Origin of the sequence: Polynucleobacter sp. HIN6 (assembly GCF_030297575.1) — a bacterium.
GTDB lineage: Bacteria > Pseudomonadota > Gammaproteobacteria > Burkholderiales > Burkholderiaceae > Polynucleobacter.
On the sequence record NZ_AP028137.1, the window covers coordinates 159,991 to 174,108 of the forward strand.

Below are 14,118 nucleotides of genomic sequence, written 5' to 3' on the forward strand. Positions count from 1 at the left end.
TGGAAAGCCGATCTTATTAAGGAGGGTGTTATGGAATTTGAAATGGTAGAACAAGAAACAGCTGGCAAGACCATCATTAAGGTGGTGGGTGTCGGAGGCGCTGGCGGCAATGCTGTCCAGCACATGATTCGTCGCAATGTCAACGGCGTGGAGTTTATTTGCATGAATACCGATGCAGGTGCCTTGCAGCGGTCGCAAGCAAGCTTAAACCTACAACTGGGCGAAACTGGCTTGGGCGCTGGCGCGAAGCCAGAGGTGGGCGCGGCATCTGCCGAGCAAGCTCGCTCGCGTATTGCTGATGCATTGCAAGGCGCACATATGGTGTTCATTACCGCGGGGATGGGCGGCGGTACCGGAACCGGGGCGGCCCCAGTGGTTGCTCAAGTTGCTAAAGAAATGGGCATCTTAACGGTTGGCGTGATTAGTAAGCCGTTTGACTTTGAGGGCGTGAAGCGCTTAAAAGTGGCAGAGATGGGTGCGCAAGAGTTGGAAAAGCATGTTGACTCATTAATCGTCGTTTTAAATGAAAAGCTCTTTGAGGTGATGGGTGAAGATGCAGAATTTGATAAAGCCTTTGCTTGTGCAGACGATGTATTGCATAACGCGGTATCTGGTATTGCCGAAATCATTAATGAGCAGGGCTTAATCAACGTCGACTTTGAAGATGTCAAGACTGTCATGAGTGAGCAGGGTAAAGCCATGATGGGAACGGCGACAGTTTCTGGAATGGACCGGGCGCGTTTGGCGGCTGAGGCAGCCGTTGCATCGCCACTGCTGGAGGGCGTTGATTTATCTGGCGCACGCGGTGTATTGGTCAATATCACTGCCAGTCGTTCATTGAAGTTATCCGAGACCCGTGAAGTGATGGCTGCGATTCGTGGGTATGCCGCTGAAGATGCTACGGTCATTTTTGGAACGGTGTATGACGATAGCTTGGGCGATGCCCTACGAGTAACCGTAGTGGCCACTGGACTCAATGGTTCCCAATCCCTGCAAAAGGATCAACCCCAGTTAATCTGGCGAGCTGCAACCGGTACGAATGATGCAAGTCCAACCATGACCACCTTGGGTGATTTTGCTCCAACCAGCCCAGCTGCTGCGATGAGCCGCAATGTGACCCAAGCATCGAGTACTATGGGCTCAGCCACGGCTGCCCCAGTGAATCCTGCGGTCGATTATGGTCAGTTTGATGTTCCAAAGGTATTTCGTAATTCTCGAGAGTCTGTACCTCCAAGCCTTGGTGCCGATAGTTCGCCACAAGCGAAGGCCATGCTCGAGAAAGGGGCGGATTACTATGAGATACCTGCCTTTTTAAGGAAGCAAGCAGACTAATAAATAAACCATACAATAGTGGGTTCGAGGATTGCTAATTCAGTCGCCCCTCCGGACGACGAATCCAGCGCCTGCGTTAGCACCCCAAACCACTATTGATATGGAGATCACATGATTGCTGTAGGACAAAAATTACCAAACGCTACCCTCTACGAGTTTTTTGATGAAGAGCGCGATGGCTGTTCCTTGGGCCCAAATGCATTTGAAGTTGACAAATTAACCGCTGGCAAAAAAATTGTTATTATTGCTTTGCCTGGCGCATTTACACCAACCTGCTCAGCCAAGCATGTTCCAGGATTTGTGGAGCATTTTGATGCGATTAAAGCAAAAGGTGTTGATGAGATTTGGTGTGTTTCTGTCAATGACCCATTTGTGATGGGCGCATGGGGCCGGGATTTAAAGGTTGGCAAGAAAGTACGTATGTTGGGTGACGGTAGTGCTGAGTTCACCAAAAAGTTAGGCATGGAATTTGATCTAACCGCGCGTGGTCTTGGTGTTCGCTCACAACGCTATGCCATGATCGTGGATAACGGCGTTGTGAAGCATTTAGCACTCGAGGCACCTGGTAAGTTTGAAGTCAGTGATGCCGCAAATACCTTAAAGCATCTTTAATTGATATTGTGTAGGCCATGGTGCTTAAGCAAAAAACTTTAGCGCAGCCGATCAAAACGGTCGGCATTGGCCTGCATTCTGGTCGTAAATCAACGCTAACCATTAAACCCGCACCGATTGATTTTGGTATTCAGTTCGTGCGGGTTGATATGCCTAACGCAGTTCCTATCCCAGCTCATGCATTGGCTGTCTGTGATACCCGCTTAGCCTCAGTGATTCAGAGTCAAGGGGTCAAGGTTTCTACGGTTGAGCATTTACTATCAGCCTGTTCGGGTTTGGGATTGGATAATTTATTGATTGAGGTCGATGCGGAAGAAGTGCCGATCATGGACGGTAGTGCGGCCTCTTTTCTTTTTCTGATTGAGTCAGCTGGTACCGTTGAACAAGAGGCCCCACGCAAATTTATGGTGATTCAAAAGGCGGTGGAAGTGCGTGAAGGCAATAAATTAGCACGCCTAGAGCCACATTTTGGATTCAAGTTGGATTTCACGATTGACTTTAAGCACCCAGCAGTTGATAAAACGGGGCAGCGTTTTGTGGTCGATTTTGCTGAGCACGCTTATCGTAGTGAGATTGGTCGTGCTCGCACCTTTGGATTTGCGCATGAGGTGGAAGCCTTGCGTGAGATTGGTTTAGCTCGTGGTGGCAGTTTAGATAATGCGATTGTGCTTGATGAGCATCGCATCTTAAATAACGAAGAGTTACGTTATGACGATGAGTTTGTGCGTCATAAAATTTTGGACGCGATCGGAGATCTTTATTTGGCCGGTCACCCTATTGTCGGAGCGTACACCGCAGAAAAGTCAGGCCATGCACTCAATAACGCACTATTACGAAAGCTCTTAGACGACCCAAGTTCGTATTCGATCGAAACCTTTGATAAGGCTAGTGCCCCTGCGGCCTATCTGCAAACCCCCGAAAGCATCAACGCCTAGATTTTCTGTTTCTCAATAATCGTTCGATTGATTGCCGCAGGGATGACTGTGGAGATAGTTGATGATACAGCCCTTCCCAAGCACTTTGAGCTGCTGGGGTAAATTCAGGTGGATTTTCATTTACTCGATTACTTCTTACCGTTAATGGTTTCGGTTTTACCTTCACCCGAACTTGATGAATCACCCATTGATATTGCCCAAGTTCTTTGGCAATACTGGGAGCAATTTGTTGTAAGCGGGTGCCAATCGTGGCATTCGGTACCACCAAAACTAGCTCACTAGGGCGATCGGGACGCCATTCAACCTGTAGGGATTGGCCAATAGATGCAAAACCCAGTGAATACACAGCGTTTTGAACGGCATGGGTTAGGGCGTCATGCTTTTTAGCCCGCTCTAGAAGCGGTTTAAAGCCTTGCTCATGGGCGAGGCAATCCTGCCATGGCTGGGCTAACTTAACTAGGGGCTTATTCATCAAAGAGGGGCTCGCGGGTGATAAACTCAATAGCTAAAATTTTTTCTAGATTCCTATGGTACTTGGTCTTATTAAAACACTGGTTGGTAGCAGCAATGACCGCCTTCTCAAGCAATACCGCAAGGTCGTTTCTAAGGTAAATGCCCTTGAGGCCAATCTCCAGGCTTTGGATGATTTTGCCTTACAAGCGAAAACTGCCGAATTTAAGCAACGGATTGCCGCCGGTGAGGCTTTGGATGACCTTGCCGCTGAAGCATTTGCAGTGGTCCGTGAAGCCAGCGTACGGGTCATGAAAATGCGTCATTTTGACGTTCAAATCATGGGAGCCTTGGCCCTTCATCAGGGAAAAATCGCTGAAATGGGTACAGGTGAAGGTAAAACCCTAACCGCAACCTTGGCGGTTTACTTAAATGCACTCTCAGGTAAGGGTGTTCATGTGGTGACGGTGAATGATTACTTGGCAGAACGGGATGCCGAGTGGATGTCTAAGCTCTACACTTTTTTAGGACTGACCGTTGGTATTAATTTGTCGCAAATGAATCATGAGGCCAAGCAAAAAGCCTATGCCGCTGATATCACGTATGGAACTAATAATGAGTTTGGCTTTGATTATTTGCGTGACAACATGGTTCAGGATGTGGCGCAGCGGGTACAGCGCGGCCTCTCCTATGCAATTGTTGACGAGGTTGATTCGATTCTGATTGACGAAGCTCGGACCCCACTTATTATTTCGGGGCAGGCTGAAGACCATACTGATTTATATATCAAGATGAATGCATTGCCTGCGCATCTTGATCCGCAGGTGGGAGAAGAAAAATCCGATGGTTCGGGCGTGATTAAACCAGGCGATTACTGGGTCGATGAGAAATCCCATCAGGTCTATTTGACTGAGCGTGGCCATGAAAAAGCAGAACAAATCCTGACCCAAATTGGTTTATTGAAAGAGGGCGACTCCCTTTATGCCCCGCAAAATATCAATTTGATGCATCACCTCTATGCAGCCCTGCGCGCACACTCTTTGTATCACCGCGATCAACACTACGTGGTTCAGGGGGGTGAGGTCATCATCGTGGATGAGTTCACGGGCCGCTTAATGCAGGGTAGACGTTGGTCGGACGGCTTGCATCAAGCGGTTGAGGCGAAAGAGAAGGTGGGGATTCAGAACGAGAACCAAACGCTTGCCACCATTACCTTCCAGAACTACTTCCGGATGTATCAAAAATTGGCTGGCATGACCGGAACGGCAGATACCGAAGCCTACGAGTTCAAAGAGATCTACGGACTTGAAACGGTGGTGATTCCCCCCAATCGACCCAGCCGTCGACTGGATCGGCAAGATCAAATTTATAAGACCTCGCCCGAGCGCTACGCAGCAGTCACTAAAGACATTAAAGAATGTTATGAACGAGGTCAGCCAGTTCTTGTAGGCACTACTTCCATTGAGAACTCGGAGCTGATTTCTAAATTACTCGATAAAGAAAAGCTTTCTCATCAGGTTCTCAATGCAAAGCAACATGCGCGTGAGGCAGAAATTATTGCTCAAGCGGGTCGACCCAAGATGATTACCATTGCCACCAATATGGCTGGTCGTGGAACCGATATTGTTTTAGGTGGAAATGTCGAGCGGCAATCACTCCTCATTGAAGCCGATGAGTCCCTTAGTGATGCTGAAAAAGCAAAACGGATTCAGCAGTTAAAGGACGAATGGCAGGGACTGCATGATGCAGTCGTCAATGCTGGTGGTCTGCATATTATTGGTACTGAACGACATGAAAGTCGCCGCATCGATAATCAGCTGCGTGGACGTGCCGGACGTCAAGGCGATCCTGGTTCATCGCGTTTCTATCTCTCGTTAGACGATCCTTTATTGCGTATTTTTGCAGGTGATCGTTTACGTGCTGTAATGGATCGCTTAAAGATGCCCGAAGGCGAGCCGATTGAGGCGGGAATGGTAACGCGCTCAATTGAATCTGCTCAGCGCAAAGTAGAAGGACGTAACTTTGATATTCGTAAACAACTGCTCGAATACGATGATGTCGCTAACGATCAACGCAAAGAGACCTATCGACTTCGCAATCAGATTCTTGAAAGTAAAGATATTGGTGACCTGATTGCCAATTTATGCGAAGACGTTTTTACAGCAATTGTCCGCAATTACGTCCCAGTGGAATCGATGGAAGAGCAGTGGGATATCCCCGCTCTTGAGCACCTCTTGGCAAATGAATGGGGAATTACCGTTGATCTTCAAGGGTGGATTGCCAATGCTGATACGGTCGATGACGAAGAAATCGTAACCCGGGTGATTGAAGCGGCAAAGAAGAATTACAAGGCTAAAGAGGAGCTCACGGGCCGTGAGTCGTTTGCTAGCTTTGAGCGTTCGGTGATGCTATATAGCTTAGATATTCACTGGCGAGAGCATTTGGCTGCCTTAGATCGACTGCGCCAAGGAATTCATTTGCGCGGCTATGCCCAAAAAGATCCAAAGCAAGAGTATCGCCGTGAGGCATTTGAGCTCTACGCAGAACTTTTGGATGTGGTGAAAAATGATGTGATTAAGACCGTGTTTACGGTTCAGATTAAAAATGCCTCAGAGCTTGATGAAGCTGCAGAAACCATCGCTGATGATAGCCAAGTAAAAGAGATGCAATTTAAGCATAACCAGTTTGCTGAGGGGGAAAGTATCCCTGTTGAGCAGGTTGAGCATGCAATTGCACCAGCCCCAGTTCGTGATGGCCCAAAAATTGGTCGAAATGATCCTTGCCATTGCGGTAGTGGTAAGAAATACAAGCACTGCCACGGAAAAATTGCTTAATTTGAGGTTTGCCTTTCTAATTTAACGATGGCTGTTAATTTTCCAATCCTTGATCCCAAATCCCTAAGCCCTATTTCTGGGCTGGCCCTTGGGTTTGCGCAGGCTGGTATTAAGCGGGCAAATCGCAAAGATGTTTTGGTAATGCGCCTAGTTCCCGGTTCGGCAGTAGCAGGCGTATTTACCCAAAATCGGTTTTGTGCCGCTCCCGTACAGTTATGTAAACAGCATCTATTGGAGGCTAATCCAATTGAGGCATTGATCGTGAACACCGGTAATGCCAATGCAGGGACTGGTGAAGAGGGTCTGCGTCGAGCCTTTCAGACCTGTGAGGTGCTAGCAAAGTCGTTTGGGCTGAGTCCAGAGCAAGTATTGCCCTTTTCAACAGGGGTGATCATGGAGCAACTGCCAGCTGACAAAATTGTGGCTGCGATACCTCAAGCCGTGGCGCAATTATCTGAAGATAATTGGTTTGCAGCAGCCCAAGCGATCATGACCACCGATACCCTGCCGAAGGCGGCTTCGCAGACGATCAATACCGAGCAGGGACCTATTGTTATCACGGGTATTTCAAAAGGGGCCGGCATGATTCAGCCAAATATGGCGACTATGCTGGGTTTTGTGGGGACGAATGTTCAAGTTGATCGAGGCTTACTGCAAGAGCTCACCGCAGAGGCTGCGAACCTGTCATTTAACGCAATCACGATTGATGGCGATACATCAACTAATGATTCTTTCATCGTGATGGCCACCGGCCAATCCCCAATCCGCATTCAGAGTCGCTCTGATCCGCTGTATAGTTTATTTCGAAAGGGTTTAATTGCTATCTCTCAACAGTTAGCGCAGCTGATTGTGCGCGATGGCGAGGGTGCCACTAAATTTATAACAATTTGTGTAAAAGGCGGCAAGAATAGCCTTGAGTGCAAGCAGGTAGCCAAAGCAATTGCACATTCGCCTTTGGTTAAAACTGCGTTTTTTGCAAGCGATCCCAATTTAGGTCGGATCTTGGCTGCGGTGGGCTATGCTGGAATCGATGATCTTGATAGTGGCAAGGTCCAACTCTGGTTGGATGATGTTTGGGTTGCAAAGGATGGTGGTCGATATCCAAACTATCAAGAAGAGCAAGGTCAAGCCGTGATGAAACAATCAGAAATAACCGTCACGGTTGATTTAGGAAGAGGCGATGCGATGGAGACGGTTTGGACCTGCGATTTATCGCATGAGTATGTCTCAATTAATGCTGATTACCGCTCATAAGCAAGTTTTATCATTACGAGAACGTGAACTGTGAATGACAAACTCGATCGCCTTCTAGATCATCTCGAAACATTTTTACCGAAGCCATTGACCGATGCTGAGTGGCAAACCGCTAAGGCGTTTCGTTGGCAGCGTCGCGATAGTATTTTTGGACGAATTGGATTTCTAAAGCCAGTCAAGCACTTATCCCCAATCTCGTTTCAAGATTTAAAACATATTGATCGCCAGCGCGATGCGATTATTGACAATACCCGGCATTTTGTTGAAAAGAAGCCTGCCAATAATATTTTGTTAACAGGTGCGCGTGGTACTGGTAAGTCCTCATTGATTAAGGCCTGCCTCAATCAATTTGCTTCTCAGGGCTTGCGCTTAGTGGAGGTCGATAAGGATCACTTGGCTGATTTACCAGATATCACCGAGATTCTCGCGGCTCGTCCGGAGCGATTTATCGTGTTTTGTGATGATCTGTCCTTTGAGGATGGCGAGTCTGGATATAAGGCTATGAAGTCTGCCCTAGATGGCTCAATTTCTCCGCAAGTAGACAACATTTTGATTTATGCAACCTCCAATCGCCGTCATTTGTTACCCGAGTACATGAAGGATAACGAGTCTTATGTTCATACCGACGATGGTGAGATTCATCCAGGCGAGGTTGTTGAAGAGAAAATCTCTTTATCAGAACGTTTTGGTTTGTGGCTTTCTTTTTATCCACCAAGGCAAGAGGAATATCTTGCGATCGTTGCACATTGGTTAGCGCACTTTGGTCTATCGGATAAAGCGATTGAGGCTGCCCGGCCCGAAGCCTTAGTCTGGGCTCTAGAGCGTGGCTCACGTTCAGGACGTGTGGCTTGGCAGTTTGCCAAGCACTGGGCCGGATCCCAATCCGGCAAAAAGTAGTCCATGATAAATCAATCCCGGCCGATCGTTGAGGTCGCTGTCGGAATCCTTTTAAAAGATCAATCATTTGTTTTGATGGGTAAACGACCCAGTGGCAAACCCTATGCAGGCTATTGGGAGTTTCCGGGTGGCAAGCTGGAGGTCAATGAATCCATCACAACTGCCTTAGAGCGTGAGTTATATGAAGAGCTTGGCATTCGGATTGATTTGGATAAAAACCATTGTCAGGAAATCATGATGCTCGAACATGATTACCCGCACGCCTATGTTCGTCTGCATGTGTGCTTGGTTGATCGCTGGGAGGGGGAGCCAGTTGGCCTAGAAAATCAAGAGCTATCTTGGCAAAATATATTTAATTCGGAGTTAACGATTAAACCATTATTGCCAGCTGCTTGGCCGATGATTGAAAAAGTTCGTTGGTATTTGAGAAGTACGTAAGCAGTAATCTGCCTAGGTCAAAATTGGCAGAACGTTAACTTAAAGGGAATGTCTTGATTGATGAGGGTAGGCTTAAGATCTTGCTCACACTTAAGCAGCCGAATTGATACCAAATATTTGTTAGCACTAATTTCAGCAAAGAGCGATGGATCCTCTAAGGTAATGCGCATTAATTGATAAACCTTGCCAGAGGGCGCTTGCTGAAACGAGCCCTGATGAGCTAAAACTTCTTTGCTTTCCCCCGACTCGCGTAGCAGTCGTAAAAATAAATGGCAGGCCTCTTGCCAAGGAAGCATAGGGTAAATGAACTTTTGTAAGAGCTCGCGTCTTGAAGAGGCGGGACTATGACGCCAAGCATAAAAACCTGGTAAATCAATTGGACTAGTGCCGCCCGGTGTATGTAAGCGTGTCCGAATTGCATTAAGCCATTCGTTCTCGCCAATGAGCGCATTGGGTTTAATTGCAGACGCATTCACTTGTGCGCTGGCATGCTCTAACTCGGCCATAGTAGATGCCAGCTTTTCTTGATCTACTTCTTTAGAATTCTTGAGTTGGTTGAGCGCAAACTTCTGGCGTTCTAATTCTTTAAGGAGTAGTGACTTGATATCACCCCGGGCGCTAATGTCGCCTAGCTCAAACAAAGTCGTTAAAGCATTATGGTGCAGTTCGGCGTCGTCCGAGCGGGCAAAGTGATTAAACCGGTCGAACAAATACTCCAGTCGGAGCATGCTTCGGACCAGTTCATTAAAGGGGTATTCGTAAATAATCACAGGGTTTTATTTTATGCTGACCCTTGGCAAAAAAACTACAAATCCAGCATTTTTTGATGAAGACGGTCGACTTCCACCTCAAGGCTAGCGAGATCCCCTTGGTTATGAATCACGGTATCTGCAATTGCCAAGCGCTCAGCCCGGCTTGCCTGATGAGCCATGATGCCCAGCACTTCCTGGCGGTCTAGCTGGCTACGCTCCATCACCCGCCGAATTTGGATCTCTTCCTCACAATCAACCACCGCAATATGATCTAGGTTCTCGGTCCAGGTGCCTGACTCTAGGAGCAGGGGGACTACAAATACCAAGTAGGGAGCATGATTTTCTAAGCCATTTTCAGCCTGGAGTATGGTTTCCTGGCGAATTAGGGGGTGTGTAATGGCTTCCAGTTTTCGTTTGGACTCGGTATCCTTAAATACGTACTCACGCATTTTTGCTCGGTTGAGCGATCCATCCGGAAGGATGAACTCAGGCCCAAATTGGCTTTGAATAAGATCCACTGCTATCCCCCCGGCGGCGCTTATTTGGTGGGCTATTTGATCGGTGTCGATCACCCAGGCCCCGCGCTTTGCCAAAAATGAGGCAACACTCGACTTGCCCGACCCAATACCTCCGGTCAGGCCTAAAAATGGAACTTTTCCTTTTAAATCAAGGAGTGAGCGAGTGGACTTATCCATAGTATTTCTATGATGCCAGCAAATGCTAGAAAGGGGCCAAAGGGAAAGGGGTGAGTAGACGGTAATTTTTGATACTTGAGCCAAAGGAGGCCCCCAATAATCCCGCAAAAGGCAGCTAGAACCAATATCCATAACGCACTATGGATTCCAAGCCAAGCTCCTAGGCCTGCTAAAAGTTTGGCGTCCCCCATGCCAAGACCATGGCGTGCGCGAACTTTTTTGTAGAGTTGATTAATGATCCACAGGAGTGAATACCCCAATATGGCACCGGTCCATGCTAAGTATGGCTCGCACCATGGGAATGGCGAGAGGGAATTAAAGACAAGACCTAAGGCAATCATTGGGTAAGTGAATCGATTGGGGATTAAAAACCGCTGAATATCAATCCATGCCACATAAACGAGGATTAGGATGAGACCGACTCGAAGGATGAAATCAAGCCACATCAGATGATTCTGCCTAATGAAAAAATAGGTAAGTAGAGCGTCATGAGTAATCCTGCTACCAGAAGACCAAGAAAAATAATAAACACGGGCTCTAGGCTTTGACTAAGAATGGCTAACCGATGCTCTAGCTGATTTTCAAACGAGCGAGACCGATTGATTAGCATGGTATTGAGCATACCGGTGCGAGCGCCTATTTCAAGCAATTGGACGGTTTCAGAATCAAAGAATCGACCATTAGGATCAATGCGCTTCATGGCAAGCCCAAGATCCCAACCTAAGGAAAGTTGCTTAAATAACTTAGCACTCAAATCATGACTGAGCCAATGATTGGATGATTGTGCACAAATACGGATCGACTCTAAGAGACTTAGGCCGGATTGCATTAAATGCGCAATGTTTTGGCACCACGTGATTTGATGTGATAGTCGGATCAAATCCCCAAATATCGGAATACGAAAGCAATGACGATCACACCACTTTTGAAACCAGGTTGATTTTCTCCAAAGAATTAGCACGGCGACGCCTGTCATAAACATTACACCCATAATCACTAGCGCATGCTCATTCAAACCTCTCGAAAGACCAATCAACAACTGAGTACTCATGGGTAATTCAGCGTGAAAGTGATGAAAGATCTCTTCAAAGCTGGGTATAACCCACAACAACATGGTGATGACCATTAGCATTGCAGCGGCAAAGGTAATTGCAGGGTAGGTCAGCGCTTGCTTCATTTGCTGAACAAGTGATTCCTTAGCAAGCAATTGTTGATGAATTAAAAAAAGCGATTGCTCTAATGCCCCCGTTTTCTCACCAATTGATATTAAGCCAATACAAATCGGACTAAACCATTTACCCTTTGCAGAAAGGCTGGTCGCCAAACTGTGGCCACTTTTGAGTCCTTGGATCGTATGTGACAGAAATGCTCTCCAATGCTTGGGGGAGCACTGCTCTAGCAGATGGAGAGCTTCAAGGAGCGGCACCCCTGCTTGCAAAATACTATGAAGCCGGTATGTAAAGTTGATTTGATCGCGAAGAGAAAGAGAGCGTCCAATCATCATGGAAGTTCATGAAGTAAAGCCGATTGGTCAATTAACCCTTGATGGAATAAGGCATCAGCTTGATGTCGCATTGAGTGAAACCCATCCGCAATAGCAACTTCTTCAAGTCCCGTTGCGGTCAATTCTAATTCGATTGCGGCAATGAGCTTGGGAGTGAAGGGCAGTACCTCATGAATTGCAAACCGCCCCTGTTGTGAGTTCCGATACCGAACTAAGCGCTGGGAACTTACAAATAATAGATTTTGTGCGATCGAGTGGGGCTCTACCCCAAAATTTCGTAGCCGTTCGATGCACGACAAAGCTTCGCGGGTATGAATGGTACTCAGTACCAAGTGACCCGTTTGCGCTGCACTCACAGCAAGTTTGGCTGTTTCTGAATCACGGATTTCACCAATCATCATGACATCAGGATCTTGTCGTAGGAGGGCGCGAATGATGGCGTCGAAATGGAGCCCAGCCTTTGGGTGATATGCAATTTGATTTACCCCTTGTAGGCGGATTTCAATTGGGTCCTCGACGCTACAAAGATTGAGATGGGGTTGATTTAGATAATGAAGAAAGCTATACAGCGTTCGTGTTTTGCCGCTACCCGTTGGGCCGCATACCAAAATCAAGCCGTGCCGCCGATTTAAGCATCGTTTGACAATATCCAGCTGGGAGTCAGTCAAGCCAATATGGTCAATATCTAATTCAGAATTAGTTGTTCTGAGAAGTCGAATGACCGCCTTTTCACCAAACAAAGTTGGCATTGTGGAGACCCGGCAATCAATTTCATGACTCATTACGTCGCCACTGCTAATTGTTAGTCGACCATCTTGCGGTAGGCGCTGTTCAGCAATATCCAGCTTCGCTAGAATTTTGATGCGAGTAATCAATCGAATATGATCTGTTTTTGGGTAAGACCTAAAAAGATATAAATCACCATGAATACGAAAGCGAACGACACACGCATTTTGCTGTGCTTCGATATGGATATCGCTCGCATCTTCATTAACAGCAGATAAAGCAATTTCTTGCCACAGACGAATGATATGGTGATCAGATTCTTCGAGTGGCTTGCGTGATGGATTCTGGATATTTGAGACAGTTTGAATCAAGGCGCCGATAGACTTGGCTCTTCGGGCGACGGTTTGTGTAGTTTCACCGTCTTAATCCCTTGATCATCAAATTGAATTATTTCCATCACCACCCCCCCAACCTTGACACTGAGGTCATGATCCGGAATTTCTTCAAGCTCTTCCAGAATGAGTCCATTGAGTGTTCGGGGCCCATCGACGGGGAGCTGTAATCCTAATAAACGATTGAGGTCGCGCAAATTTGCGCTTCCATTGGCTAAATAAGAGCCATCATCAGACCATTCGTCTTGGGAAACCACTCCCGGAAAGGAGGTCGTGAACTCGCCGATGAGCTCCTCCACAATATCTTCAAATGTTAATAAGCCCTGAACACTGCCGTATTCATCCACCACCAGACTCAAGCGCTGCCGATTTTCTTGAAAAAACTGCATCTGTTGCATGACTGGGGTACCCTCGGGAATGAAGTAGGGTTCGCTTAAGAGTTCTCGAAAGTCGCTGTGGCTTAGCTCATCGTTACCGAGTAAAGAAAGCGCTTTTTTAACCGAAAGGATACCGATAATTTTTTCGGGATCCCCTTCGCATACGGGTAATTTGTTGTGGTAGCAGGTTTCCAGTTGCCCAATGACCTCGTCGATGGGTCGCGATAAATCCAATATCTCCATCTTGGCTCGGGGTGTCATTACATCATCGACCGAGATATTTTCAAGATTAAATAGATTGAGCAAGATACTGCGATGCTGATTTGAAATAAAGTGACTTGATTCCAGAACAAGACTTCTGAGTTCTTCAGTACTCATCGTTTGCAATGCTGCCTCTTTTCGGTTTAAACCCATGAGGCCCATTAACCCTGAAACAAAAGAGTTCACAACCCATAGCAGGGGTTTCAATAAGATTGTCAGAGGGTAAATTACCCAACCAATATTGGCCGATATCTTTTCTGCAAATGCGGCACCAATGACCTTAGGAGTAATTTCACTAAAGATGATGATTAAAAACGCGACGGTTAGAGTAGCGATTGAAATCACTAGTCCATTAGTGCCAAATAAATGCAGCGCAATACCAGTGACCAAAATTGGCAAAATGGTATTGATTAGATTGTTGACAATCAACAAAACAGACAAGAGGGTATCAATGCGCTTCAGTAGTTTTTGGGTTAAAGCAGCGCCAGCATGACCACTGTTTGCCATCGCGCGTAAGCGATGCCGGTTGCTTGCCACCATACTGGTCTCAGCCATCGAGAAAAATCCAGAGAGGGCGAGCAAAAAGACAACCAGCGCAGCTTGTGCCCAAAGGGGCCAAGAATCAAAAAACGAATCCATCTACACTTTCAAGAAAAGCA

At 46.9% G+C, this 14,118-nt stretch carries 14 protein-coding genes; 7 read left to right on the top strand and 7 right to left on the bottom strand.

Going from position 1 to position 14,118, the window contains the following annotated elements:
- Positions 1-30 precede the first annotated feature (30 nt).
- From ftsZ to lpxC, 3 genes are all read left to right on the top strand, one after another.
- Complete coding sequence (ftsZ, locus tag QUE66_RS00880; protein ID WP_286223867.1) at positions 31-1,332, top strand: cell division protein FtsZ; 1,302 nt, start codon at positions 31-33, stop codon at positions 1,330-1,332.
- Positions 1,333-1,443: 111 nt separating this feature from the next.
- A complete protein-coding gene (locus QUE66_RS00885; protein ID WP_286223868.1) occupies positions 1,444-1,944 on the top strand; it encodes a peroxiredoxin in 501 nt (166 codons plus the stop codon).
- 20 nt (positions 1,945-1,964) lie between these two features.
- On the top strand, positions 1,965-2,879 hold the full coding sequence (gene lpxC, locus QUE66_RS00890; protein ID WP_286224691.1) for a UDP-3-O-acyl-N-acetylglucosamine deacetylase: 915 nt from the start codon (positions 1,965-1,967) through the stop codon (positions 2,877-2,879).
- Here lpxC and QUE66_RS00895 read toward each other — a convergent pair.
- Positions 2,869-3,351: a hypothetical protein gene (locus QUE66_RS00895; RefSeq protein ID WP_286223869.1), complete on the bottom strand. Its 483-nt coding sequence runs from the start codon at positions 3,349-3,351 to the stop codon at positions 2,869-2,871. The two genes, lpxC and QUE66_RS00895, sit on opposite strands and share 11 nt — an antisense overlap.
- 55 nt (positions 3,352-3,406) lie before the next feature.
- Here QUE66_RS00895 and secA point away from each other — a divergent pair, with 55 nt between their 5' ends.
- From secA to QUE66_RS00915, 4 genes are read left to right on the top strand one after another with little or no spacing between them, the layout of a single operon-like run.
- Complete coding sequence (gene secA, locus QUE66_RS00900; RefSeq protein WP_286223870.1) at positions 3,407-6,163, top strand: preprotein translocase subunit SecA; 2,757 nt, start codon at positions 3,407-3,409, stop codon at positions 6,161-6,163.
- Between the two features lie 27 nt (positions 6,164-6,190).
- Positions 6,191-7,417, top strand: coding sequence for a bifunctional glutamate N-acetyltransferase/amino-acid acetyltransferase ArgJ (gene argJ / locus QUE66_RS00905; protein WP_286223871.1), 1,227 nt, complete (start codon positions 6,191-6,193; stop codon positions 7,415-7,417).
- 30 nt (positions 7,418-7,447) lie between these two features.
- Entirely contained in the window at positions 7,448-8,314 is an 867-nt protein-coding gene (locus QUE66_RS00910; protein ID WP_286223872.1) for an ATP-binding protein, read from the top strand.
- A gap of 3 nt (positions 8,315-8,317) precedes the next feature.
- Positions 8,318-8,752, top strand: a complete 435-nt coding sequence (locus QUE66_RS00915; RefSeq protein WP_286223873.1) for an NUDIX domain-containing protein — start codon at positions 8,318-8,320, stop codon at positions 8,750-8,752.
- Between the two features lie 17 nt (positions 8,753-8,769).
- On the opposite strand, the gene zapD is transcribed toward QUE66_RS00915, so the two are convergent.
- The 6 genes from zapD to QUE66_RS00945 are packed head-to-tail and all read right to left on the bottom strand — an operon-like array spanning position 8,770 to position 14,098.
- Complete coding sequence (gene zapD / locus QUE66_RS00920) at positions 8,770-9,522, bottom strand: cell division protein ZapD (RefSeq protein ID WP_286223874.1); 753 nt, start codon at positions 9,520-9,522, stop codon at positions 8,770-8,772.
- Positions 9,523-9,557: 35 nt separating this feature from the next.
- Complete coding sequence (gene coaE / locus QUE66_RS00925) at positions 9,558-10,199, bottom strand: dephospho-CoA kinase (RefSeq protein WP_286223875.1); 642 nt, start codon at positions 10,197-10,199, stop codon at positions 9,558-9,560.
- The gene (locus tag QUE66_RS00930; RefSeq protein ID WP_286223876.1) at positions 10,166-10,645 is read right to left on the bottom strand and encodes a prepilin peptidase; all 480 of its coding nucleotides are present in this window, start codon (positions 10,643-10,645) and stop codon (positions 10,166-10,168) included. Before QUE66_RS00930 ends, coaE begins: the two co-directional genes overlap by 34 nt.
- Positions 10,645-11,703 (bottom strand): type II secretion system F family protein, encoded by a 1,059-nt coding sequence (locus QUE66_RS00935; protein WP_286223877.1) that lies wholly within the window; start codon positions 11,701-11,703, stop codon positions 10,645-10,647. Before QUE66_RS00935 ends, QUE66_RS00930 begins: the two co-directional genes overlap by 1 nt.
- On the bottom strand, positions 11,700-12,800 hold the full coding sequence (locus QUE66_RS00940; protein ID WP_286223878.1) for a GspE/PulE family protein: 1,101 nt from the start codon (positions 12,798-12,800) through the stop codon (positions 11,700-11,702). Before QUE66_RS00940 ends, QUE66_RS00935 begins: the two co-directional genes overlap by 4 nt.
- The gene (locus tag QUE66_RS00945; RefSeq protein ID WP_286223879.1) at positions 12,797-14,098 is read right to left on the bottom strand and encodes an HlyC/CorC family transporter; all 1,302 of its coding nucleotides are present in this window, start codon (positions 14,096-14,098) and stop codon (positions 12,797-12,799) included. Before QUE66_RS00945 ends, QUE66_RS00940 begins: the two co-directional genes overlap by 4 nt.
- Between the last annotated feature and the right edge of the window lie 20 nt (positions 14,099-14,118).